Consider the following 22,794-nt stretch of genomic DNA (forward strand, 5'->3'; position numbering starts at 1 on the left):
CGTTCTGCGACGCCGATGTCGAATTCGGCGCGTGGGTCGACCATGGCGCCCCGCACCGTTCTGTCGAGGATCCTCACCCGATGGTCCGGTCGGATCCTGGTCTGGCCTTCGTGTCCGTCGCTGGTGTCGATGGGAATCCGGTGTCAGTTGGACAGGCTGTCGGCTTGCACGCGAAGGCGGACGACCTCCGAGTCGGACGTCTGGCTGAAATCGTTATAGTAAAGCCCCACGCCGACGAACGGCTCAGGCGTCTTCAGCGCCACCACCTCGTCGGCGATCTCGCGCAAGGCCGTCACCGCGTCTTCCGAGGCGACCGGCGCAGCGACCACGATCCGCGCCGGGTTTTGCGCTGCGACCGCCTGCGTCGCCGCGCGCATGTCGGCCCCCGTCGCGATCCCGTCATCGACCAGAATGACGGTGCGGCCGGCAAGCACCGGCGCGGCGCAACCGGCGCGATAGAGCGCATTGCGGCGGATCAGCTCGGACCGCTCCCGCTTGGCGACCGCCTCGATCACCTTGCGTCCGATCCCGAGCTCGGCGACGATGTCGTTGTTCAACACCTCGACATTGCCGTTGGCGATCGCGCCCATCGCGAGCTCCTCATGACCGGGGACGCCGAGTTTGCGCACCAGCATGATGTCGAGCGGCAATTCCAGCGTGCGGGCGACCTCGAAGGCGACGGGAACCCCGCCGCGCGGGAGTGCGAGGACGATCGCATCCATTCCCCGATACTTCGTCAGCTTGGCCGCGAGCCGTCTGCCCGCCTCGCGTCGGTCCACAAAGAACATGCCCACCTCCCGCAAAGGTTGACGGAGCGCGCTTGAAGATTGCGGCTGGCGCCGTGGTCCGTTTGCGATGTGTCAATCGCCTCCGAGATGCGCCTCCAGACGGTCGAGAAAGGGAAGCTGCCCGGCGAGAAGTTTGACGCGCGCCGCGTCGAGCCCGAACCAGGCGGCGCGGTCGACCTCCGGGAAGGTCTCGCTGCGCCCCGTCCCTCGCGGCCACTCCACGGTGACGAGGCCGCCGCCCCGGATTTCGGACACCGCCGCGTCGCCTTCGAGACAGAAGGCCTCGACCGTCTTGCCGCCGGCCTGGCGAACCCGGCCGAGCGACTGGAGCGCGCCGCTCGCGGTCGTGCCGATTTCTTCCGCGAACTCCCGCCGTGCGGCGGCATCGAGCGCCTCACCCGGCTCGGCGAGGCCCTTGGGGATCGACCATGCCCCCGCATCCCTGCGACGCTAGAAGGGGCCGCCGGGGTGGACGAGCAACACCTCGACGCCCCGATCGGGTGAACGGCGGTACATCAGGAGGGCAGCGCTTACGACCATCACGGAGACGGGATATCGCGCCGGCGGCCGTCGGTCACGAATGGGCCATGATCCAATCGGCGATGCTCGGCCAGGTCTCGGCATTCGCGCGCCGCCCGGCGAGTACGGCGAGATGCTGGAGCCCGACGCCGATCTCCGCCGGATGCTCCACGACATCGGTGTCGACGCCGTTCATCCTCGCGAAAAACGGGTCGACCGTGGCGCGCGGGCCGATCTCGTCCGCATCGTTCACCACCGCGAGCACCGGGGCTTTTAGGTCTTCCGGCCCGAGCGCGCGATTTTCGAGGAAAAGCTTTCCCTCGCCGAAGCGGTCTTCGCAATAGAGCCAATCGACGATCTGTTGCACGAGACGGCCGGGAAGCGGCACCTCGTCGAGGGCCCACCGCTCGATCCGAACATGGATGTCGAACGCGGCCGGGTCGGAAACGCTCAGGAATCCGTCGATCCACCGTGTCCACACGAAGGTGCTCGGAGCCAGAGCGGCGCACGATTGGGAGAGTTCCGACCCGGCGACGGTGCCAAAGCCCGACAGATGCCGCCCGTTCGCGCCGACGAGATCGCGGAACGGGCTCGAACCCGGCGCGAAACTGAGCGGCGCGCCGAGAAGGACGAGGCCGCGCACCCTGTCCGGTCGCAGCGTCGCGGCGATGGCGGCGAGCGTTCCCCCGAGCGAATGGCCGATCACGACCGGCGGCCCCTCGGCCGCGGCGTGCACCTCGGCCGCCTCGCTCGCGTCGGCGATCGCCTGCGCATAGGCCTCGATCCCGGCATTGCCGTCGCTTGTACCGGGCGGCCTCCATTCGAGGAGATAGACGCCGAACCCGCGATTGAGGCAGAACCGCACAACGCTCACATTCGGCAGAATATCCCAGATATAGGGCCGCTTGATGGGTGCCGGCACCATCAGGAGCGGAACGTTTCCGCCCCCGCTCCCAGCCTCGCCGAGATAATGGCGCAAGCGCCAGCGCGGGCCTTCCGCGATGACCTCATAGGGGCACTCCCTGACGCCGAAACCGAACATGTCGAGGGTTCGCGCCTGGGTGCGGCGCCATTCGTCGATCGCCCCGTGGTGAAGAGCGCGCAGGTTCGCGAAGAGTTTCGGATCGTTGGGGGGTGGTGGCTGGTGCTGCATCATCGTGCCCTCCGCGAGGCCGCGGCGCCGTCGGGACGGATCGCTCGCGCGGCCATCCCGGCGAGATGCCGGGCAATCACGGCTCGCGACGTGAACGGCCCGTGTGGCCTGCGCGCCTCCGCGGTGCCACGGGCCGGACAATCGACCGGCGCGCGGGCGTCACAGCGTCGCCTCGGCGGCGCGTCGCACAGCCCCCACGCCGCCGCAATGGCGGTCCGCGCCGCGCGCCTCGCTTCGGTGGGCGCTGTCCCTGCAACCATCGCACCGCTCCTGTTCACGATCATCATCGATGGCGGCGCGATCGGGCAGAACACTTGACGATCGTCAAGACACGCCGGAAAAAACCGGCCTTCGCCCCATCCCGCCGGCCGCGATTGGCCTTCCAGATGGCCGGAAATGGCCGGCGACATCGATGCCAATCCGCGCCAAAGCCGCGTAGGGTCGACGATGATCGATCGTCTCGCGCCGACCGCCGTCCGAGAGACGGCAAGGCGCGGGCGGCAACGGATGCGGGGGTTTCATGCGGACAGGCGAGACGGAGACGCACGATGTCGTCATCGTCGGCGCGGGCTCGGCCGGTTGCGCCGTCGCCGCGCGCCTGTCGGAGCGGGCCGACCTTTCGGTCGCCATCATCGAGGCCGGCGGGTCGGACCGCAGCATCTGGGTGCGGATGCCGATCGGCTATGGCGGCGCGTTTTACCACCCGGCCCTCAACTGGCGCTATTATACCGAGCCCGAGGCCGAGCTCGGCGGCCGGAAAGCCTACTGGCCGCGCGGCAAGGTGGTCGGCGGCTCCTCGTCGATCAACGCGATGGTCTATATTCGAGGCCAGGCGGCCGATTATGACGGGTGGGCGGCCGCCGGCAATCCCGGCTGGTCCTATGCCGACCTCCTGCCTTATTTCCGCCGTCTCGAGACGAACCTCGCCGGGGCCAACGAATGGCGCGGCGGCGACGGTCCGATCACCGTTTCCGACGTCAGCGAGGCCGCCCATCCCCTTTCGCACGCCTTCGTCAGGGCCGCCCAGGAGGCCGGCTTCGCCTATAATGGCGACTTCAACGGGCGCGATCAGGACGGCGTCGGTTTTTATCAGATCACGATGCGCCGGGGTCTGCGCTGCTCGGCGGCGACCGGCTATCTCCACCCCGCCCTCCGGCGACCCAATCTGCGCCTTCTCACCGAGGCAGCGGTCAGCCGCATCCTCTTCGACGGACGGCGTGCGGTCGGCGTCGAGTATCGCGCGCACGGCACCGTCCGCCGCATCATGGCGCGGCGCGAGGTGGTGCTGTCGGCCGGCGCCATCGGCTCGCCGCAGATCCTGCAACTGTCCGGGATCGGTGCGCCGGACAAGCTCGCAGCACTCGGCATCACGCCGGTCGCGAGCGCTCCCGCGGTCGGGCGCAATCTCATGGATCATGTCGGCTTCGATCTCGTCTACGAGGCGACGGTGCCGACCCTCAATGCGACGCTCGGGCCGCTCCTTGCCCGCGGCAAGGCCGGCCTTCGCTATCTCCTGACGCGCGGCGGGCCGCTGTCGCTCAGCGTCAACCAGGCGGGCGGCTTCGTGCGGGGCGACGCAAGCCGGACGCGGCCGAACCTCCAACTCTATTTCTCACCCCTCTCCTATACCCGCGCGGTGCCGGGCAAACGGCGCCTCACCGCGCCCGATTCCTTCCCGGGCTTCATGCTCGGCGTCTCGAACTGTCATCCGAAGAGCCGAGGCTGGTTGCACATCCGCTCGGCGGACGCGGCCGAGGCCCCGGAAATCCATCCGCTCTATTATTCCGCTCCTGAGGATCTCGACGAATTGTTGCGATCGGTCGACCTCATGCGCGCGATCGCCGCCCAGCCGGCCCTTGCCCCGCTGATCGCGCGGGAGCTGTCGCCCGGCCCCGACGTCACCGACCGCGATGGCCTGCTCGCTTATATCCGTGCCACCACGACATCGGTCTTTCATCCGTGCGGGACATGCCGGATGGGACCGGATGCCGAAGGCGGCGCCGTCGTCGACCCGGCCTTGAAGGTCCACGGGGTCGCCGGTCTGCGCGTCGCCGACGCCTCGATCATGCCGGCGATCACCGCGGGCAATCTCAACGCCCCGTCGATCATGATCGGCGAGAAGGCGTCGGACCTCATCCGCGCCGATCTCTAGCCGCTCTGCGCGCCCCTTCTCCGACCGGGCCGGTTAGCCGAGCGCCCGCAGGGCGGCAGCGAGGCGCTCCACCCCCTTTTCCATCTCGTGCGGCGCGACCGCGCTGAAGCCGAGCGTCAGCCCCTTCACGGCGAGGGGCGACAGCGCAAAGCGCGATAAAGGGGCCGTGGCAAGGCCGGCGGCGGATACCGCCTCGACGACGCGGGCCTCGTCGGCCCCCTCCGGCAGGAGGCCGACGGTGTGGAACCCCGTCTCGGTGGGAAGAAGCATGAGGCGTCCGTCGAGGTGCCGGGCGCCGGCAGCGAGCAGCGCGTCGCGCCGCGTCCGGTAGAGGTCGCGCATCCGGCGCAGATGCGCCGAGAAATGCCCTTCCGCGATGAAGTCCGCCACGATCGACTGCATCGCGTGCGAGACCCCGTGCGCGGCCGCCCCCAGCGTGCGCTCGAAGATGTCGACGAGGCCCGAGGGGACGACCGCATAACCGAGGCGGATCGCCGGAAAGAGCGCCTTCGAGAAGGTGCCGACATAGACGACGCGGCCCGCCCCATCGAGCGCCTTCAAAGGCGGGAGCGGCGAGCGGCCATAATGGAACTCGCCGACATAGTCGTCCTCAACGATCCAGGCCCCGCTTTCTTCGGCGGCGGCCAGAAGCTCGAAGCGGCGGTCGCGGCTCATCGTGTAGCCCATCGGGTGCTGATGGGCGGGGGTGACGAAGGCCATGCGCATGTTCGGGCAGGCACGCCGTCCGGCCGCGACGTCGAGCCCCTCCGCATCGACCGGGACGGGAACGAGTTCCGCCCCGCGCGACAGGAAGGCGTTGCGCGCGCCGATCGCGCCGGGGTTCTCCATCCAGACCCGATCGCCGGGATCGAGCAGCATCTGCGCGATCTGGAGGAAGGCGTCCTGCGCTCCGGCGAAGACGAACACCTCCTCCGGCTCGCAAACGAGGCCGCGATTGGCGCGCAGATGCCGGCAGATCGCCATCCGCAATTCCGGCAGGCCCGTCGCGTCGGGATAGGACATGATGTCGGCCCGCGCCCCACGCCAATATTTCGCCGACAGGCGGGACCATTGGGCCATCGGAAAGGCGTCGAAGGCCGGCATTCCGGTCACGAAGGGCCGCGGCGAGCAGGGGTGCGTGAGGCGCGGAAAGAACTGCTCGGAGATCTCGCGGCTGAAATGGGCAAGGCGCGGCAGATGACCGTCGGCCTCGAATGGCGTGCGATGGGCCGGCGGAGTGCGCACCTCGTCGCTGATATAGGTTCCGGCGCCCACGCGGCTGACGAGAAGCCCTTCGGAGGTGAGCTGTTCGTAGGCGGCGACCGCCGTCGTGCGCGAGACACCTTGCTCGCTGGCGAGCACGCGACTGGCGGGCAATCTTGTTCCCGGCGGAAGATCTCCCGCCAGAATGAGCTCGCGCAGGTGCGTCGCGAGCTGCATCGAAAGATTGGCCGCATCGTCCCGCTCGACCCTGAGTGTCGGGATCAATGCTCCTCCGGGATACTTCGTCACCGTCGCCCGTGTTTCGATTGGTCCGCCAGGTTCTGCGAAGTGGACCTTATCGGCAGACCGATTTGCAAGCGAAATTACGCCAAAGGCAACAAGTGAGAATGTCATGCGGCTGACACGCATCGAAACCTTCACGACTCCCAACGTGGGATTCGTGCGCGTGACCGACGCGACGGGCGCGGTCGGATGGGGGCAGGTTTCCGCCTATCATTCCGACATCACGATGACGGTGCTGCACCGCCAGATCGCCCCGTGGGTGCTCGGCGTCGAGTTCGAGGATCAGGACGACCTGTTCGACCGGGCGGCCGAAAAGGAGCACAAGTTTCCGGGCTCCTATATCTGCCGCGCCATCGGCGGGGTGGACACCGCGCTCTGGGATCTGCGCGGCAAGGTCGAGGGCGTTCCGGTGACGACGCTTCTCGGCGGCTCGCCGGGTCCGCTGCGCGCCTACGCCTCCTCCATGAAGCGCGACATCACCCCCGAGGCGGAGGCCGAGCGGTTCAAGCGGCTGCGCGACGAGAAGGGTTTCGACGCCTTCAAGTTCCGCATCGGCGCCGAATGCGGCCGCGGGCTCGACGAATGGGAGGGGCGGACGGAGGCGATCATTCCGGCGATCGCGAACGCCTTCAAGGACGAGAGCGTCACGCTGCTCGCCGACGCCAACTCGTGTTACGCGCCGCCCGCCGCGATCCATTACGGGCGGATGCTCGAGGATCACGGCATCACCCACTATGAAGAGCCGTGCCCCTATTGGGAGATGGAGCAGACCGCCGAAGTCGCCGCCGCGCTCGATATCGACGTGACGGGCGGCGAGCAGGATTGCTGGCTGCCGACCTGGAAACGGATGTTCGAGCTGCGGGCCGTCGACATCGCCCAGCCCGATATTCTTTATGCCGGCGGCATCGGTCGCACCTTGCGGATCGCCCGGCTGGCCGACGCGCACGGCCTCACCATAACGCCCCATTCCGCCAATCTGTCGCTGGTGACGCTGTTCAGCATGCACCTGTTGCGGGCCATTCCGAACGCCGGGAAATATCTGGAATTCTCGATCGAGGAGGCGGACTATTATCCCTGGCAATATGGCCTCTTCGTCAACGATCCCCATCCCGTCGAAGACGGCCATGTGCATGTGAGCGACGCGCCCGGCTGGGGCGTCGAAATCGACCCGGAATGGCTCGCCAAATCCGAATACGCCGTGAGCGAGGACGAGGCATGAACATCGACGCCACGATCGGCACCTATCTCACCACCGGCGCGCTCCCGGAGCTGCCCGCCGATCACTTCATCGCCGGCGCATGGACCGCGCCGGCCGCGAACCAGCGGATGGAAACGTTCGACGCCGGCCTCGGCAAGCCGTTCCACGACTTCGCCGCCGGCAATGCCGAGGACGTCGACCGCGCGGTGACGAGCGCGCACGAGGCGCAGGCGGCCTGGGGCCGGACCAAGGCGTCCGCACGCGGGGCGATCCTGTCACGGGCGGCGGCGCTCCTGCGCGAAGAGGCGGCGTGGTTCGCCTTCGTCGAGAGCCTCGACAGCGGCAAACCCTTGCAGGAAGCGGAGGGCGATGTCGCCGGCGCGGCGCGGGCGTTCGAGTATTATGGCGGCGCGGCCGACAAGATCGAGGGCGACACCTTCCCGATCGGCGATGCCTATCTCGGCTATAGCGAGCCCGAGCCGGTCGGCGTCACCGCGCACATCATCCCCTGGAACTTTCCGATCTCCACGGCGGCGCGCGGCATCGCCCCCGCCCTCGCCGCCGGCTGCACGGTCGTCGCCAAGCCCGCGGAGACGACGCCGCTCACGATGCTGATGCTCGGCGAGCTTCTGGTGCGCGCCGGCCTTCCGGCGGGCGTTTGCAATGTCGTCACCGGCACGGGAGCGGATGCGGGCGCGGCGCTCGTCTCCCATCCGCGCGTGCGGCACATCACGTTCACCGGCTCGGTGCCGACCGGCCAGGGCGTCATGCAGGCCGCATCGCGCCATGTGGCGAGCGTCGTCTTGGAGCTCGGCGGCAAGTCGCCCCTCGTCGTCCTCGCGGACGCCGCGCTCGACCAGGCGGCCGACGGGGTGATCGGCGCGATCTACGAAAATGCCGGTCAGGTGTGCTCGGCCGGCTCCCGCCTCATCGTCGAGCGCGGGGCCCACGATGCGTTGTTGGAGCGCGTCCTCGCCCGCGTCGCGGCGCTGCGGATGGGCCATGGCCTCCGCCGCTCGACGCTCGGCCCCCTCAACTCGGAGCCGCATTTGCAGCGCGTCACCGCCAAGGTCGACGCCGCGAAGGCCCGCGGCCTCGCCCCGATCGCCGGCGGATCGACGGCGGCCGACCCGGAGACCGGCTCCGGCTGGTTCTTCGAGCCGACGATCTTCGACGATGTCCCGTCCGATGATCCCGTGGTGCAGGACGAGATCTTCGGGCCGGTCCTCGCCGTACAGATCGCCGAGGATGCCGAGGACGCGACGCGCCTTGCCAACTGCACCGACTACGCCCTCGTCGCCGGCATCTACACGAACAACTTTTCCGCCGCCCACCGCATGGCGCGCGACATCGATGCCGGCCAAGTCTTCATCAACGAATATTTCGCCGGCGGGATCGAAGTCCCGTTCGGCGGCAACCGGATGTCCGGTTTCGGACGCGAGAAAGGGCTCGCCGCCATGCACAATTATTTACGCGTCAAAAGCATCGCGGCGAAGATCGGTTGACGCCCTTGGAGCCGAAAACCACGCCCTATTGGTGGGACTTCACCCCGCCCCCCGCCATCGAGCCGGAGGCCGTCCCGGCGAAGGCGGACGCCGTGATCGTCGGCTCGGGTTATACCGGCCTTCATGCCGCGCTTCGCATCGCCCGCGCCGGCCGGCGGGTGGTGATCCTCGAAAAAGGCGTTCTCGGCGAAGGTTGCTCCACCCGCAATGGCGGGCAGATCTCGACCTCGATCAAGCCCGGCTTCGACACCCTCACCAAGCGTCACGGCGCCGAGACCGCGCGCGGGATCGTCGCCGAAGGGGTCGCCTCGCGCGCCTTCGTGGAAGATTTCATCCGCGCGGAGACGATCGATTGCCATTTCGAGGCGTGCGGCCGCTTCCATGCCGCCGCGACGCCCGGCGCCTATGAGCACCTCGCCCGGATCGCCGACGGCCAGTCCGTCACCCTCGTTCCGCGCGAGCGTCAGCGCGAGGAGCTCGGCACCGACGCCTATCATGGCGGCGCGGTCTTCCACCGCCACGCCGCGGTCGATCCGGGCCGCTATTATGCCGGTCTCCTCGCCAAGGTGCGCGAGGCCGGGGCGACGCTCCTGCCCCAGACGCCCGCCATCGCGATCGACGACGGCCCGAACGCCGTCACGGTCTCGACCCCGCGCGGATCGATCAAAGCGCGCGACGTCGTCCTCGCGACCAACGGCTATAGCGGCGCCCTCTCCCAATGGCATCGCCGCCGGATCATCCCGATCGGCAGCTACATCATCGCGACCGAGCCGCTCGAGCCGAGCCTCGTCAAACGCCTCTTCCCAACAGGGCGGATCGCCTCCGACAGCCGGCGCGTCATCTATTATTATCGGGTGTCGCCGGACGGGCGCAGCATCCTGTTCGGCGGCCGCACGAGCGCGGGCGAGGTCGGCGCGAAGGTCGCCGGAGAGCGGTTGCGGGACGCCATGTGCGCGCTCTTTCCCGACCTTGCCGGGGCGCGGATCAGCCACGCCTGGATGGGCTTCGTCGCCTATACGTTCGACGCGCTCGCCCACACGGGCCATCGGGGGCGCATCCATCACGCGATGGGCTATTGCGGCTCCGGCGTCGGCATGGCCTCCTATCTCGGCATGAAGATGGGCTTGCGCGTGATCGGTGATCCGGCCGGCGAGACGGCTCTGATGCGTCCCGATTTTCCGACCCGTCCTCTTTATCGCGGCGATCCTTGGTTTCTTCCCGCCGCGGTCACGGCCTACCGCGCCCTCGACAGGCTCGGCCTATGACCAATCGGAATGCAAAACCGCGCGAAATGGACCTTTCACGTGGCACACTGGTGCGTTCCATTTTCAAAGTTCACGGCAATACGAACAACATTCACAACACGGGAGAAGACCATGACGTCGATACTACGCGCCCTTCTCGGTGGTACGGCGATTGCGCTGCTGGCCGGCAGCGCGAACGCTGAAACGCTTCGGCTTTTGACCTGGGGCAGCTACGCTCCCGATGAACTTGTCCAGAAATTCGAGGAAGAGTATCCCGACATCGATGTCGAGGTGACCTTCTCGAACAACGAAGAAATGATCGCCAAGCTTCGCGCGACCGGCGGCACGGGCTTCGACCTCGCCCAGCCGAGCCATGACCGGGTCTACGCCGCGCAAACGGAATACAACATCTACAAACCCCTCGACCTGTCGAAGATCGACGTCGACAAAATGACCCCGAAGCTCGTGGAAGGCGTCAAAGCCAACACCACGATCGACGGCGAGGTCTATTCCGTCCCCCACCAGTGGGGCACCTCCGGCATCATGGCGAACATCAAGGAAGCGCCGGATGCGAAGGGTTGGGGCGACCTGTGCGATCCGAAATATAAGGGCCGCACGTCGATGCGCCTGCGCCGGACCATCCTTCTCGGGATGGGGTATGCGCTGGGTTACGACCCCTTCTCCCTCTATGACGACAAAGCCGCCTATCAGGAGATGCTCGACAAGGTCACGGCGAAGCTGATCGACTGCAAGCAGATCATCAAGACCTATTGGACCGGCGGCGACGACCTGTCCGCGCTGATGCTCTCCGGCGAAGTCATCCTCTCCGAGACGTGGGACTCGACCGCCTTCAAGATCTACGCCGAGAACCCGGACATCGTCTTCATTCCGCCCGAGACCGGCGCGCTCGCCTGGATCGACACATTCACCCTGCCGCGCGGCGGTCAGGCCGACGACGCCGCCTATAAGTGGATCAACTTCGTCCTCCGGCCGGAAAACGTGAAGATCATGTCGGCGTCCACCGGCTCCCTCGCCGCCGTGCCGAACGCGGTCGAGCTTCTCCCGGACGACAAGCGGGCCGCCGTCGAAGCCGCATTCCACGATCGCGACATCGAAAACCTCAAATTCTTCGCCAACATCCCGCCGGGCCTCGAGGATATGGAAGGCATCGCGCTCGAGCGCATCAAGGCCGCATCCAACTGACCATGTCGAACGGGGCGGTGCGCGATGACGCGCCGCCCTCCACCGCCACCGAAGGGCCCGCGATGTATGACTTGAGTTGTTCCCGTGTGACGAAGAAGTTCGGCGCGTTTACCGCTGTGTCGGACGTGTCTCTCGACATTCCCTCGGGCTCTTTCTTCTCGATTCTCGGCCCGTCAGGGTGCGGCAAGACCACCTTGATGCGGATGATCGCCGGCTTCGAGACGCCCTCCGAGGGCGACATCAAGATCAAGGGCGAGAGCGTCGTGGCCGTTCCGCCCAACCGGCGCAACGTGAAGATGGTGTTCCAGCATCTGGCCCTCTTCCCGATGATGAGCGTCGGCGAGAATATCGCCTATGGCCTGCGCTGCCGCGGCGAGAGCCGGGCCGAGATCGGCAAGAAGGTCGCCGGTATTCTCGACCGGGTCGGCCTGCCGGGCACGACTGACAAACGGATCGAGCAGCTTTCGGGCGGCCAGAAACAGCGCATCGCGATCGCCCGGTGCATGGTGCTCGAGCCTGACGTCCTCCTCCTCGACGAACCGCTCGGCGCGTTGGACCTCAAGTTGCGCGAGCACATGAAGATCGAGCTGAAGCTGCTGCAGCACCAGTTCGAGACGACCTTCCTCTACATCACGCACGACCAGTCCGAAGCGCTCGTCATGTCCGATCAAGTCGCGGTGATGAACGCCGGGCGGTTCGAGCAGATCGGCAGCCCCAAAGCGCTTTACGACGCGCCGGTGTCCGGCTTCGTCGCCGGCTTCGTGGGCGACGCCAACTGCCTTCCCGGCACCATCGCCGATATGAGCGGCACCGAGGCGCGCGTGATGCTCGATGATGGCGGCGCCGTCGTCGGCACGGTCTCCGACGGCAGCACGGTCGGCGACGCGGTCGAGCTGTTCTTGCGGCCCGAAGCGCTCTCACTGCGGGACGGCGAGGACGGGATGCGCGTCGCCGGCACCGTCGACAGCCTCCTCTTCAACGGCGCCAACTCGCGTATCCTCGTCAAGATCGACACGGGGCAGATGATCGAGGTCGCCGACCCCTCCCACACCGCCGCAATGGCGGAAGGTGACCCGGTCAGCGTCTCCTGGCGGCCGGAGCGGGCGCGCGTCTTCGCGCGGAGAACGCGCTGATGGGGCGTGACGCGGGGCGCCTGTCGCTGTTCCTCCTCTTCACGCCGTTCGTGCTGTGGATCGGCCTCCTGATCGTGCTGCCCCAGATCGGGATCGGGTACGTGTCGCTGCGCGAGAAGATCGGGATCAACGAATTCTCGTTCGGCCTCAAGAACTATGCCGACTTCTTCAACGAGCCGATCTATCGCAACACGTTGTTGCGCACGGCCTGGATCTCGATCCTCGTCACCGCGCTCGCTTTGGTCATCGGTTTTCCGGTCGCTTATTATATCGCCAAGATCGCGAAGGAACGCAGCCGCGCCGCGCTCTTCCTGATGTGCCTCATCCCGCTCTGGGTGTCGGACCTCGTGCGCGCCTATGGCTGGATCGTCCTCCTGCGGGAGACCGGCGTCATCTCCACCGTGCTCCTGCGGCTCGGCATCATCTCCACGCCGATCGAGATGCTCTATAACGACGTCACCGTCATCATCGGCCTCGTCTATACGGTCATCCTGTTCATGATCGTCCCGCTGGTCTCGACCCTCCAGGGGATGGACGACGCGCTTCTCGAGGCGGGCTACAATCTCGGCGGCTCGCGCTTCACCGTCTTCCGGCGCATCATCGTGCCGTATGCGATGCCCGGCATCGTCGCGGGGTGCATTATCACCTTCATGCTGACGGCCGGCAGTTACCTCACGCCGGTTCTGCTCGGCGGCAAGAATTCGAGCTGGTTCACCGAGCAGATCTACAACCAGTTCATCACACGCTACAATTGGGAGGCCGGGGCCACCTTCGGCGTCCTCCTCCTCCTCTTCACGTCGCTGGTGGTGTGGGCCGGGCTGATGCTCACCGGGCAGAGCCTCGCGACGACGGTGGCGAAGGATTAGAGCATGCCCTCAGCCCCGCATCTTCGCTGGATCTACCGCGCCTATGTGGCGATCTTCTTCCTCTATCTGATCGCCCCGCTCATCGCGGCGGGGGCGTTCGCCTTCAACGATTCGCTGTTTCCGTCTTTGCCCTGGCGCGGCTTCACGCTCGACTGGTTCTTCTCGCCGACCGAGCCGAAACTCGGCCTCCTCCACGACAGCCGCCTCCTACGCGGCATGGGCAATTCGCTTTATATCGGCCTTCTCGTCGCCGCGCTCGCCGTGGCCGCGGGCACGTCGAACGCGTTCTTGTTCGAGCGCAAGCAGTTTCCGTTCAAGTCGACGCTCTACATTCTGATGATCGTACCGCTGGTGATTCCGGGCGTCATTCTCGGCATCTCGATCCTCGTGTTCGCCTCGATGATCGCCAATTTCGCGGACCGGCAACTCGGTCTCTTCGTCACCTGGCTGCGCCCCGGCATCCCGCTGATCGTCCTCGGCCAGGCGGCGTTTTTGACGACGATCACCTCGCTCGTCATTTCCGCCCGCCTTAAGAAGTTCGACATCTCGCTCGAAGAGGCGGCGCTCAATCTCGGCGCGTCCAAGCTGAGGGTGCTGATGACCGTGACGCTGCCGTTCCTGTTTCCGGCGATCTTCTCGGCCTTCATCGTGGCGTTCCTGGTCTCGTTCGAGAACTTCAACACCACCTTGATGCTGGTGGGCTCGGACGCGCCTTTGACGATCACGATGTACGACCGGATGGTGAAGGTCGGCTCCACCCCGGTCCTCAACGCCGTCTCGGTTGTGTTGATGCTGGGCTCGGGACTGCTCGCGCTGGCCTCCGTCCTCGTTCAGAGGCCGAGCAAATCCGCCTGAGGTGGCCGCCCGGCGCGGCCGATCCCGGCCCCCGGACATGAAAACGCGCCCCGCCCGCACGCCGAAAAAGCGTGCGGGCGGGGCGCGCGAGCGCAAGCGGCGCTAGGCGATCGAGGCGAAGGCCTCCGGCATCCAATGGACCTCGCGCCGGCTCGCCCGGAAGAAGCATTGCCCATATTTTGCGAGCTTGTCCTCGTCGATCTCGACGCCGAGGCCCGGCGCCTGGGGCATGTCGAACCAACCTCGATTGTGAAGGAGCGGCGTCTTGAAGATCGCATCGCGTGCCTCGGGCACCCAGCCCGGCGGCGACAGCGGATATTCATAAAGCATCTCATCGGCAAAGCCGCTCGCCGCGAACACGTGCGCGTTGACGATGAAGCCGAAGCTGGTGGACCAGCAATGCGGCGTGAATTTCAGCCCCGCCTCGCGGCAGAGCTTCGCAATGTCGAGGCATTGCTTGACGCCGCCCGCCCACATCGCGTCCGGCTGGAAGATGGCGTAGGCGCCCATCCGCAGCATCCGCGCGAGCTCGCTATAGCCGGCGAAATGCAATTCGCCCCCGGCGATCGGCACGCGCGAATAGGCCGTGAGCTCGGCCATCTCTTCATGCCACTCGCCGAAAAGCGGCTCCTCCACCCAGGCGAGCCCCACATCCGCCGCCGCGTCCGCGAACCGCTTCGCCCGGTCGAGCGACCAGAGCGGCGCGTCGCCGTTTTGCGTCAAGCGGAACGCCTGATTGCAGTCGACGGCGATCTTCATGCGTCCCGCCATGTGGGTGGCGACATCGCTGATATGGGCGATGTCGACCGCCTCGTCCCAGTCGTGGACGCGGATCTTCATCGTCTCGAAGCCTTCGGAAAGGCGCGCTTCCGCCTCCTCGCGCCGGGCCGCGGGCTCGCGCAATTCACCGGACGAAGCGTAAAGCTTCAGCCGGTCATGCGTGCCACCGAGGAGCTTGTAGAGCGGCATGTTCGCGGTCTTGGCGTTGATGTCCCAGAAGGCCGGCTCGATCCACCAATTGAAGTTGCCGCCGACCGCCATGATGTGGATCCGCTCACTGAGCCGGTCGATATCGGTGGGGCTTTCGCCGAGAAATAGGCTCGCGAGGAGATCGCCGAGGCCGGCTCGTTCGCGCCCGGCCGCCGGAAACGCGCTCCATCCGTCGACACCATCGTCGGTGATGAAGCGCACGACGCAGGAGGTGGTCTTCTCCCGTATCGTTCCGGGGATCCAGGATGGCGCGAACGGCGCCGGCAATGGCGCGCTCACATGATAGAGCTCGACGCGATCAAGCACCTGCATTCGTGGCCTCTTCTCAATCGGCTGATGGGTATCACGGCTGGCGCGGCGACCGCCGAAGGGCCGCGCCATTTTTGCGAGCCTATGGGGGGAATGAAGGCCGGTTGATATCCAATGCGATCATTGGGCGAGGCCAATCCGTGAGCCCGTGAGCCCGTTCCCGACCGACGCGTTGGCGTGACGAGCGCCGCCTTACGGCAGGGGCGTCGCATCTGGCGGGGCAGAAACTGCCTTTAGGCAATAATCCACATCGCCTATATGCCGCTTTTAGGGAGTTGGCATCATGACCAGAGCAGACCATGCGCTCGATATTCAACTCACCTGCGCGCTTCCGACGCGCCCAGTCTGCTGCGCCCGGCGGGTGCGCCGGGCGCAGCAGGATCCGTGAAATATGTGGTCACACCATGATCGAGCCACGTCGCCGGTGAGGCCAGTGCATGCAGAGCCGAGCAGCCCCCGGAGCTATCGCCCAATTGGCGACCGCACCGATCGCGCGACATCGCTTTGTCGCCACGGATCCTCCCAGCGCATAGAGATTGCACCGCCACCGGGCAGCACGCCCGGCCTCGACGGATCACAGCTCATTTATCCGCATCGTGGAATGTAAGTTGTTATACCAGTTGACAGTTAGGCCCATGCGCGCAAACCTTCCGACTGCAACGCTGCGAGAAGCCACACTGCTTTTATACAAGCGACGCCAATTGATATATCCGACGCGAGTTCGGACGGGAGGAAACAATGTCGAGACTGACGATCGCCACGATGGTGGCGAGCGGATGCGTCCTTGCGCTTGCGACGACCGCGTCTGCTCAAGATCTCAATGTTTGGTCGATTTCCTATAATAGCGACGCCCAGCGCAACGCGCTTCGCGGCGCGGCCGCGGCGTTCGAGGAGAAGAATCCCGGCACGAATGTCGAGATCACGATGCGCGGGACCGACGAGCACAAGACCGCACTGCGCGTGTCGGCGGGCTCGGACCGGGGACCGGACATCTATCTGAGCTGGGCCGGCCGTGGCCTCGGCGGCGAATATGTCCTCGCCGGACTGAGCCGCGACCTTACCGAATATTATGAGGGCACCGACCTCGCGGACCGCTTCTCGACGCCTGCCCTTGCCTTCGTCGACCAGTTCGGGGACGGCATGCACGGCGTCCCCTTCCGGTTTACCGGCGAAGCCGTGATGTACGACAAGCGGGCCTTCGAGAAGGCCGGCATCACCGAAGAGCCGCAGAGTTACGAAGAACTCGTCGCAGCCGCCGAGGCACTCAAGGAAGCCGGCATCCCCGCCTTCGCCTTCGGCGGGACCGTCAACTGGCATCTGATGCGGCTGATGGACAACATCCTCGAGGCGGTCTGCGATGCCGAAACGCACGATGCGTTGATGGAGATGCAGCTCGATTGGCGCGAAACCCCGTGCGCAGAGGAATCGTTTGCCGAGCTCGAAATGTGGGCGAACAACTACATCCTCTCCCCGTTCATGGGTATCGACAACAAGCAGGCCTTCTCCCTCTTCGTCGGCCAGCGGGCGGCGATGGTTCTCGAGACCGATTCCCAGGTGAACACCCTCGTCGAGGCCGGCGCTGATCTCGACGATTATGGGCTGTTCAAGTTCCCGACTCCGTCCGGCCGCCTCTACGGCTTCGCCGAATATCTCTACGTCTCCTCCAAGACGCAGAATCCCGAGCTCGCCATGGCGTTCATCGACATGTTCACCGGCGCGGAATATCAGAGCCAGATCAAGGGTGCATTCGGTGCGCTTCCGGTCAATGTCGAGGTCGATCCCGGCAGCGACAACGAGCTTTACAACACATGGCTCACGTTGCTCGAAGAAGCGCCGGGCACGTTTGTGAATGGCGACCAAGCCTTTCCGCTCGATGTCACCACCGAATATTTCCGCGTCATCAACCAGGTGGCGACCGGTGACCTGACGCCCGCCGAGGCGGCCGACGCGATGGCGACGTTCATCGACAACCGAGACTGAGCCACGCGCGCCCCGCAGTGCGGGGCGCGTCCTGCCGTCCGCCCCGGCCGCATGCGGCCATGCCAACGGATTTCGCGATGCTGAACCCGCGCCTTCTGCAGACGCCGCGCGCGCACGCGCTCATTCTGCTTGCACCGGCGCTCATCGTCTACACGGTGTTTGCCATATGGCCGATGATCAACGTCATCGTCCTCAGCGTGCAACGATGGGATGGGCTGTCCGATGCCCGAACGTTTGTCGGGCTCGCCAATTACGAGCATATCTTCTTGCGGGATCCCGTCTATTGGGTCGCATTCCGCAACACGATTTTGTGGACGGTGCTGTCGGTCATCTTCCCGCCGGTCATCGGCCTCTTGCTGGCCCTCGGCCTCAATGAACGCCTGTTCGGACGGGGCGCGCTGCGCGTCGTCTATTACTTGCCCGTGATCATCGCCCCGATCGCGGTCGCCACCATGTGGCGGTGGATGTACGACCCATTCTTCGGGCTGTTCAATCAACTCCTCACCAATGCCGGGCTCGAATGGCTCATCCGCGACTGGCTCGGGGACCGGACGATCGCCCTTTATTCGGTGTTCGTCGCCTACACGTGGCAATCCGTCGGCTTTTCCATGGTGCTGTTCCTCGCGGGGCTGCAAAGCGTCGACCGCTCCCTCGTCGAGGCGGCGCACATTGACGGCGCGAACCGTTGGCGTGTGTTCCGCCATGTGACGTTGCCGGCGCTGAAGCCTGTCCTCACCATCGTCCTTGTGCTGTCGATCATCAATTCCCTGAAGGCGTTCGACATCATCTACGGCATGACCCAGGGCGGCCCCGCCCAGTCGACGCAGATGCTCGCCCTCTGGGCGTTCACCCAAGCCATGCAGATCTTCGATTTCGGCCGCGGCGGTGCGATCTCCGTGACGCTGCTCGTGATCACGCTTCTGATCGTCGTGCCGTATCTGCGCTGGACGCAACGTGAGGAGGGCCGGCCATGACCGCTGTCACGACCACCCGCCCGGCCGACGAGATCGTCCCCGCGAAACGCCGTGATCCGCTGCTGATCGCGCTGTGGATCACCTTGGTGGTGATCGCCCTCATCTGGATCGCGCCGTTCGTCTTCATCTTCTTCACGTCGCTGAAGTCGAATGCGGAGGTAATGTCGTCGAGCGCCTTCGCCCCGCCGGCGTCGGTCCACTGGCCGAACTTCGAGGGAGCCTGGCGCAACGGCGATTTCGGCCGCACGCTCATCAACAGCACCATCATCTCGTTCGTGAAGGTGCCGCTCGGGCTGCTGATCTCGGCGATGGCCGCCTACGCCCTCGCCCGGATCCGCCTCCGGTGGAACAAGGCGCTGGTGCTCTTCGTCCTGTTCGGCACGATGATCCCCTTCCAGGTCATGCTCGCGCCGCTCTTCACGCTCGTGAACGGGCTCGGCCTCATCGACACCTATGTCGGCATCATTCTGCCCTATCTCGCATTCGGCGTGCCCTACCAGGTGTTCATCCTGCAAGGTTTCTTCCGCGCCGTGCCGAAGGAGCTGTCGGAGGCCGCTTTGATCGACGGCGCCTCCCACATCACCGTCTTCCGCCGGATCTTCCTGCCCATCTCGCTGCCGGTGCTGGCAGCGCTCCTGATCCTGGACTTCGTCAACACCTGGAACGAGTTCGCCATGGCACTCGTGATCCTGCAGGACAGCGCCATGTGGACGCTGCCGCTCGGGCTGATGTCGTTCCAAGGCCAATTCTCGAGCGATTACGGACAACTCAACGCGGCCATCGTGATGACCGTGCTGCCCGCCATGATCGTCTACCTGATCTTCCAACGATACTTCGTGAGCGGCCTCACCTCCGGCGCCCTCAAGGGCTGAAGATCGCGTCCAACCGAACCGAGGACCACACTTCCATGACGAACGCTACTGTCGCCCGCTGGGATATCTTCGAACATACGATGCAAGGACCGGCGGAGGGCAATCCCTACCTCGACGTGACCGTCGGCGCCGTGTTCCGACACGGCAACCGCACGCTGACGGTGCCCGGCTTTTACGATGGGAACGGCGTCTACAAGGTCCGCTTCTCCCCCGACACGGAGGGCGAATGGCACTTCTCGACGACCTCGGACGTCGCCGCGCTCGACGGCGCCAGCGGAACCTTTGTTTGCGGCCCGGCGCGGCCCGGCGTGCGCGGCCCGGTGCGCGTCCACAATCAGTTCCATTTCGCCTATGAAGACGGCACGGTCTACCTGCCCTTCGGCACCACCTGTTACGCCTGGACCCACCAGCCGCTCGACCTCCAGGAACAAACGCTGGAGACGCTGAAGACCGCTCCCTTCAACAAGGTGCGCATGGGCGTCTTCCCGAAGGATTATATCTACAACACCAACGATCCCCTCCACGACGTGTTCGAGAAGAAGGCCGACGGGACGCACGACATGGATCGGCCCGGCTTCGAGGCGTTCCGCCACTTCGAGAACCAGGTCGGCACGCTCGCCGAGATGGGCATCGAGGCCGACATCATCATTTTCCACCCCTACGATCGGTGGGGGTACTGCACGATGACCGAAGAGCAGGACAACCGCTATCTGCGCTATCTCGTGGCCCGTCTCGCGGCCTATCGGAACGTGTGGTGGTCGCTCGCCAACGAATACGACTTCCTCCTCGACACCAAGCCGATGGAGCGTTGGGACACCTTCTTCAGGATCATCGAGGAGAACGATCCGTCCCAGCATCTGAAGTCGATCCACAATGGCGATCCGGCGAAGAGCTACAATCACCGCCGCCCCTGGGTGGACCATTGCTGCATCCAGAACTGGGAGGTGAAGAAGACCGCCGAATGGCGCGAGGAGTACGGCAAGCCGGTCATCAACGACGAGCCGGAATATGAAGGCAACGTCCCGAAACATTGGGGCAATTGCGAACCGCACGAGCTCGTCAACCGCTATTGGATCACGATGGTGCGCGGCGGCTATATCGGCCACGGCGAGACCTTCATGCGGGATGACGATGTCCTGTGGTGGGCCAAGGGCGGCACGCTCGAAGGCCAATCCGTCGCTCGGATCGCCTTCATCCGCGAAATCATGGAAGACTCCATCATCGACGGACTGACGCCGGTGTCGACGACGACGAGCCGCGTCAGCCGACGCGTCGCCATGTCGACCGACGGCGACACGCGCTTCATCTACTGGTCGGAGCATCAGCCGCTGCAATGGGATGTCGGCCTGCCGGAGGACGACGGCGACTACGAGATCGACCTCATCGACGTTTGGAACATGACCGTGACGCCGCTTCCGAAGGGGCCGAACCCGCGCGTCCACAGCCAGCGGATCTCCGGCGGCGGCACGGTCAGCAATGTGTCGGGCGCAGCGTTCGGGGTCGAGTTGCCCGGCAAGCCATATCTCGCGCTGCGCGTTCGCCCGCGCCGCACTGGGAAGGAAACCGGCCATGGCAACGGTTGAGATCGCCGACGTCCGCAAGTCCTATGGCTCGGTGGATGTCATTCACGGCATATCGATGGCGATCGAGGATGGCGAGTTCGTCATCCTCGTCGGTCCATCCGGGTGCGGCAAGTCCACACTCCTGCGGATGATCGCAGGGCTCGAGGAGATCTCAGGCGGGCGGATCTCGATCGGCGACCGGGTGGTCAACAACCTGCCGCCGAAGGATCGCGATATCGCGATGGTCTTCCAGAATTATGCGCTCTATCCGCAGATGACCGTGGCGCAAAATCTCGGCTTCTCCCTGGAGATGGCCGGGCTCAAGAAGCCGCAGATCCGCACGAAGGTGGAGGAGACGGCCGAGATTCTGGGCCTCACGCCGCTCCTGTCGCGCAAGCCCGCGCAGCTTTCCGGCGGCCAGCGCCAGCGCGTTGCGATGGGCCGCGCCATCGTCCGCGATCCGGCCGTCTTCCTCTTCGACGAGCCGCTATCGAACCTCGATGCGAATTTGCGGGTGCAGATGCGGGCCGAGATCAAGGCGCTCCACCGGCGCCTCGGCTCCACGATCGTCTATGTCACGCACGATCAGATCGAGGCGATGACGATGGCCGATCGCATCGTCGTCCTGCGCGCCGGCATCATCGAACAGATGGGCACGCCGCTGGAGCTCTATGATCGGCCGGAGAATATGTTCGTCGCCCGCTTCCTCGGCTCACCGTCGATGAATTTCCTCAAGGGAACGTTGGCGGAGGGCGAGGAGCCGGCGCTCGTGCTGCCCGGCGGAGACCGCATCGTGCTCGCCTCTCGGCCCGAGGCGCGCGGCGAGATCGTGCTCGGCGTTCGCCCCCAGGAGGTCACGATCGACCCGGTGCGCGGGACGCCGGCGCGGATCGTCGTGACGGAGCCGACGGGGGCGGACACGCACATTGTCGCCCGCGTCGGCGACACGGATGTGACCTGCGTCGTCCAAGGCCGCGTCGAAGAGGGCCCGGACGACATCATCCCCCTCTCCTTCGCCGTCCCGTCGGCACATTATTTCGATCCCGAAACCGAGCAGCGCATCGACGCGGCGGGATCGGTCCTGGAACTCGCGGCAAGAAGCCAGCGCGCCGTGCAATGACGTGGTCCCGCCCCGCCGCGCCATCCCTCGGACGCAGCCGGACGCCGGACCGGAACCGCCCGATGCGGTGGCGGGGACCCTCCCCCGCCACATCATGTGCGATCCGCGCCGCCGTATAACCGACGGGCGGTTGCGCGGGTCTCAGGCGGCGGCGACGATCGGCTCGCCGATCGTGACGGTGAGGCTGCCGAGGCCTTCGATCGTGCCGACGAGCGTGTTGCCCGGCACCACCGGCCCGACGCCTGAGGGCGTACCGGTCATGATGATGTCGCCCGGCTCCAACGAATAATAGCGCGACAGCGTGGCGATGATCTCCGGCGTGCGCCAGATCATCAGATTGAGGTCCGAATCCTGCCGGACCGCGCCATCGACCTCGAGGCGGATCGAGCCGCTCGCGGGATGTCCCACGGTCTCCACCGGATAGACCGGACCGCACGGGGCGGAATGGTCGAACGCCTTCTTCAATTCCCACGGCAGGCGCGGCGCGTCAGGCGAGCCGAGCACCGTACGGCGGGTCATGTCGATGCAGATGCCGTATCCGTAGATGTGCGACAGCGCATCCTCCGGCGTGATCATGTAGCCGCCGGACTTCATGGCGACCATCAGCTCCAGCTCATAGTGGAGATTGTCGGTGCCCGGCGGATAGGGAACCGTGCCCCCGTCCTGGACCACCGCGTCGGCGGGCTTTTGGAAGATCAGCGGAAAATCGCGGGTCTCGTCGCCGCCCATCTCGCGCACATGCGCCACATAATTGCGGCCGACACAGTAGATCCGGCGCACCGGAAACCGATCGCTCGACCCCACGATGGGCAATGTCGGGCGAACGGGGGCCGCAACGGCCAGCGTACCATCGGATGTCATCGTC

At 65.8% G+C, this 22,794-nt stretch carries 18 protein-coding genes and 1 pseudogene; 13 read left to right on the forward strand and 6 right to left on the reverse strand.

What is annotated here, in order from left to right:
• Positions 1 to 143 precede the first annotated feature (143 nt).
• From L1787_RS15630 to L1787_RS15640, 3 genes and pseudogenes are all read right to left on the reverse strand, one after another.
• On the reverse strand, positions 144 to 788 hold the full coding sequence (locus L1787_RS15630; protein ID WP_235709759.1) for a phosphoribosyltransferase: 645 nt from the start codon (positions 786 to 788) through the stop codon (positions 144 to 146).
• 72 nt (positions 789 to 860) lie between these two features.
• Positions 861 to 1,220: pseudogene (locus tag L1787_RS15635) on the reverse strand (NUDIX domain-containing protein); the annotation flags it as partial.
• Between the two features lie 142 nt (positions 1,221 to 1,362).
• Positions 1,363 to 2,463 carry an alpha/beta fold hydrolase gene (locus L1787_RS15640; protein ID WP_235709760.1) on the reverse strand — a complete coding sequence of 367 codons (1,101 nt, stop codon included), beginning with the start codon at positions 2,461 to 2,463 and terminating at the stop codon, positions 1,363 to 1,365.
• Positions 2,464 to 2,980: 517 nt separating this feature from the next.
• On the opposite strand from L1787_RS15640, the gene L1787_RS15645 reads away from it, so the two are divergent.
• On the forward strand, positions 2,981 to 4,612 hold the full coding sequence (locus tag L1787_RS15645) for a GMC family oxidoreductase (protein WP_235709761.1): 1,632 nt from the start codon (positions 2,981 to 2,983) through the stop codon (positions 4,610 to 4,612).
• A 33-nt stretch (positions 4,613 to 4,645) separates the two neighbouring features.
• Here L1787_RS15645 and pdxR read toward each other — a convergent pair whose 3' ends face one another.
• Positions 4,646 to 6,100, reverse strand: coding sequence for a MocR-like pyridoxine biosynthesis transcription factor PdxR (gene pdxR / locus L1787_RS15650; protein ID WP_235709762.1), 1,455 nt, complete (start codon positions 6,098 to 6,100; stop codon positions 4,646 to 4,648).
• Positions 6,101 to 6,227: 127 nt separating this feature from the next.
• Here pdxR and L1787_RS15655 point away from each other — a divergent pair, with 127 nt between their 5' ends.
• From L1787_RS15655 to L1787_RS15685, 7 genes are all read left to right on the forward strand, one after another.
• Positions 6,228 to 7,337: a mandelate racemase/muconate lactonizing enzyme family protein gene (locus L1787_RS15655; RefSeq protein WP_235709763.1), complete on the forward strand. Its 1,110-nt coding sequence runs from the start codon at positions 6,228 to 6,230 to the stop codon at positions 7,335 to 7,337.
• Complete coding sequence (locus L1787_RS15660; RefSeq protein WP_235709764.1) at positions 7,334 to 8,821, forward strand: aldehyde dehydrogenase family protein; 1,488 nt, start codon at positions 7,334 to 7,336, stop codon at positions 8,819 to 8,821. The genes L1787_RS15655 and L1787_RS15660 overlap by 4 nt, the downstream gene beginning before the upstream one ends.
• 5 nt (positions 8,822 to 8,826) lie before the next feature.
• Complete coding sequence (locus L1787_RS15665) at positions 8,827 to 10,086, forward strand: NAD(P)/FAD-dependent oxidoreductase (protein WP_235709765.1); 1,260 nt, start codon at positions 8,827 to 8,829, stop codon at positions 10,084 to 10,086.
• A 111-nt stretch (positions 10,087 to 10,197) separates the two neighbouring features.
• Positions 10,198 to 11,268 carry an extracellular solute-binding protein gene (locus tag L1787_RS15670; protein ID WP_235709766.1) on the forward strand — a complete coding sequence of 357 codons (1,071 nt, stop codon included), beginning with the start codon at positions 10,198 to 10,200 and terminating at the stop codon, positions 11,266 to 11,268.
• 86 nt (positions 11,269 to 11,354) lie between these two features.
• Positions 11,355 to 12,401 (forward strand): ABC transporter ATP-binding protein, encoded by a 1,047-nt coding sequence (locus L1787_RS15675; RefSeq protein ID WP_235709767.1) that lies wholly within the window; start codon positions 11,355 to 11,357, stop codon positions 12,399 to 12,401.
• Complete coding sequence (locus L1787_RS15680; protein ID WP_235709768.1) at positions 12,401 to 13,267, forward strand: ABC transporter permease; 867 nt, start codon at positions 12,401 to 12,403, stop codon at positions 13,265 to 13,267. Before L1787_RS15675 ends, L1787_RS15680 begins: the two co-directional genes overlap by 1 nt.
• 3 nt (positions 13,268 to 13,270) lie before the next feature.
• Complete coding sequence (locus L1787_RS15685) at positions 13,271 to 14,122, forward strand: ABC transporter permease (RefSeq protein WP_235709769.1); 852 nt, start codon at positions 13,271 to 13,273, stop codon at positions 14,120 to 14,122.
• A gap of 102 nt (positions 14,123 to 14,224) precedes the next feature.
• On the opposite strand, the gene L1787_RS15690 is transcribed toward L1787_RS15685, so the two are convergent.
• Positions 14,225 to 15,424, reverse strand: coding sequence for a mandelate racemase/muconate lactonizing enzyme family protein (locus tag L1787_RS15690; RefSeq protein WP_235709770.1), 1,200 nt, complete (start codon positions 15,422 to 15,424; stop codon positions 14,225 to 14,227).
• Positions 15,425 to 16,159: 735 nt separating this feature from the next.
• On the opposite strand from L1787_RS15690, the gene L1787_RS15695 reads away from it, so the two are divergent.
• The 5 genes from L1787_RS15695 (at position 16,160) to L1787_RS15715 (ending at position 21,929) form a co-directional block, all read left to right on the forward strand.
• Positions 16,160 to 17,401, forward strand: coding sequence for an ABC transporter substrate-binding protein (locus L1787_RS15695; protein ID WP_235709771.1), 1,242 nt, complete (start codon positions 16,160 to 16,162; stop codon positions 17,399 to 17,401).
• 77 nt (positions 17,402 to 17,478) lie between these two features.
• Positions 17,479 to 18,375 carry a carbohydrate ABC transporter permease gene (locus tag L1787_RS15700; RefSeq protein WP_235709772.1) on the forward strand — a complete coding sequence of 299 codons (897 nt, stop codon included), beginning with the start codon at positions 17,479 to 17,481 and terminating at the stop codon, positions 18,373 to 18,375.
• Positions 18,372 to 19,247 carry a carbohydrate ABC transporter permease gene (locus L1787_RS15705; protein ID WP_235709773.1) on the forward strand — a complete coding sequence of 292 codons (876 nt, stop codon included), beginning with the start codon at positions 18,372 to 18,374 and terminating at the stop codon, positions 19,245 to 19,247. Before L1787_RS15700 ends, L1787_RS15705 begins: the two co-directional genes overlap by 4 nt.
• A gap of 35 nt (positions 19,248 to 19,282) precedes the next feature.
• Positions 19,283 to 20,830: a DUF5060 domain-containing protein gene (locus L1787_RS15710; protein WP_235709774.1), complete on the forward strand. Its 1,548-nt coding sequence runs from the start codon at positions 19,283 to 19,285 to the stop codon at positions 20,828 to 20,830.
• Complete coding sequence (locus tag L1787_RS15715; protein ID WP_235709775.1) at positions 20,817 to 21,929, forward strand: ABC transporter ATP-binding protein; 1,113 nt, start codon at positions 20,817 to 20,819, stop codon at positions 21,927 to 21,929. Before L1787_RS15710 ends, L1787_RS15715 begins: the two co-directional genes overlap by 14 nt.
• Positions 21,930 to 22,070: 141 nt before the next feature.
• On the opposite strand, the gene L1787_RS15720 is transcribed toward L1787_RS15715, so the two are convergent.
• Complete coding sequence (locus tag L1787_RS15720) at positions 22,071 to 22,790, reverse strand: fumarylacetoacetate hydrolase family protein (RefSeq protein WP_235709776.1); 720 nt, start codon at positions 22,788 to 22,790, stop codon at positions 22,071 to 22,073.
• Between the last annotated feature and the right edge of the window lie 4 nt (positions 22,791 to 22,794).

This window comes from Acuticoccus kalidii, from assembly GCF_021556395.1.
Classification (GTDB): Bacteria; Pseudomonadota; Alphaproteobacteria; order Rhizobiales; family Amorphaceae; genus Acuticoccus; species Acuticoccus kalidii.

What these genes read in the sequence shown, in the direction of transcription:
- L1787_RS15670 (WP_235709766.1), top strand. Translation starts at nt 10,198, where the DNA reads ATGACGTCGATACTACGCGCCCTTCTCGGTGGTACGGCGATTGCGCTG.
- L1787_RS15660 (WP_235709764.1), top strand. Translation starts at nt 7,334, where the DNA reads ATGAACATCGACGCCACGATCGGCACCTATCTCACCACCGGCGCGCTC.
- L1787_RS15715 (WP_235709775.1), top strand. Translation starts at nt 20,817, where the DNA reads ATGGCAACGGTTGAGATCGCCGACGTCCGCAAGTCCTATGGCTCGGTG.
- L1787_RS15695 (WP_235709771.1), top strand. Translation starts at nt 16,160, where the DNA reads ATGTCGAGACTGACGATCGCCACGATGGTGGCGAGCGGATGCGTCCTT.
- L1787_RS15690 (WP_235709770.1), bottom strand. Translation starts at nt 15,424, where the DNA reads ATGCAGGTGCTTGATCGCGTCGAGCTCTATCATGTGAGCGCGCCATTG.
- L1787_RS15640 (WP_235709760.1), bottom strand. Translation starts at nt 2,463, where the DNA reads ATGATGCAGCACCAGCCACCACCCCCCAACGATCCGAAACTCTTCGCG.
- L1787_RS15700 (WP_235709772.1), top strand. Translation starts at nt 17,479, where the DNA reads ATGCTGAACCCGCGCCTTCTGCAGACGCCGCGCGCGCACGCGCTCATT.
- L1787_RS15645 (WP_235709761.1), top strand. Translation starts at nt 2,981, where the DNA reads ATGCGGACAGGCGAGACGGAGACGCACGATGTCGTCATCGTCGGCGCG.
- L1787_RS15655 (WP_235709763.1), top strand. Translation starts at nt 6,228, where the DNA reads ATGCGGCTGACACGCATCGAAACCTTCACGACTCCCAACGTGGGATTC.
- L1787_RS15705 (WP_235709773.1), top strand. Translation starts at nt 18,372, where the DNA reads ATGACCGCTGTCACGACCACCCGCCCGGCCGACGAGATCGTCCCCGCG.
- L1787_RS15680 (WP_235709768.1), top strand. Translation starts at nt 12,401, where the DNA reads ATGGGGCGTGACGCGGGGCGCCTGTCGCTGTTCCTCCTCTTCACGCCG.
- L1787_RS15630 (WP_235709759.1), bottom strand. Translation starts at nt 788, where the DNA reads ATGTTCTTTGTGGACCGACGCGAGGCGGGCAGACGGCTCGCGGCCAAG.
- L1787_RS15720 (WP_235709776.1), bottom strand. Translation starts at nt 22,790, where the DNA reads ATGACATCCGATGGTACGCTGGCCGTTGCGGCCCCCGTTCGCCCGACA.
- L1787_RS15710 (WP_235709774.1), top strand. Translation starts at nt 19,283, where the DNA reads ATGACGAACGCTACTGTCGCCCGCTGGGATATCTTCGAACATACGATG.
- L1787_RS15685 (WP_235709769.1), top strand. Translation starts at nt 13,271, where the DNA reads ATGCCCTCAGCCCCGCATCTTCGCTGGATCTACCGCGCCTATGTGGCG.